This is a genomic window from Streptomyces sp. SID13726, assembly GCF_010548375.1.
In the GTDB taxonomy this organism is placed as follows: Bacteria; Actinomycetota; Actinomycetes; order Streptomycetales; family Streptomycetaceae; genus Streptomyces.
Genome location: NZ_JAAGLY010000684.1, coordinates 1 through 407, shown reverse-complemented (window position 1 = coordinate 407; position 407 = coordinate 1). Strand labels below are relative to the sequence as shown.

Here is a 407-nt window from a genome sequence, read left to right as displayed (position 1 = left end):
CTCGTCCTGGCCGCGGCCGTCGCCATCTGGCCGGCCATGCGGCTGTGATCAGGACCGACCCTCGCCGCTCAGCTCTTGCGGGCCAACGGTTGTGCGGCGAACTTCACGCCTGCCAAGCCATGGGCCATGAGGTTGCGGATGTTGGCGTGATCGGTTTCGTTCGGCGTCGCCAGCACACTGCGGTAGTGCTCGCCGAATGCCAGCAGCGCCTCTTGGCCGCTCAGCCCTTCCAGCAGGGCCAGTCCCAGCGTCTTGCAGGAGCCCTCGTTCTCCCCTGCCGCATTCTCCAGTTCCCCGTTGCGGAACGCCTGGGGCTGGTAGTCGTAGTGCGCGGCGACGAAGGCCAGGGTGGCTGCGAACTCGTGCTCACCCGACGCAAGGCTTGCCCGCAGCGAGTTCAGATCAGT

1 protein-coding gene is annotated in these 407 nt (G+C 66.8%); it reads right to left on the bottom strand.

Features of this window, described 5'->3' with window-relative positions; translation table 11 throughout:
• Positions 1–68 precede the first annotated feature (68 nt).
• Positions 69–407: HopJ type III effector protein (locus tag G3I78_RS49775; protein WP_164437277.1), on the bottom strand; the 339-nt coding region annotated here is incomplete at its 5' end.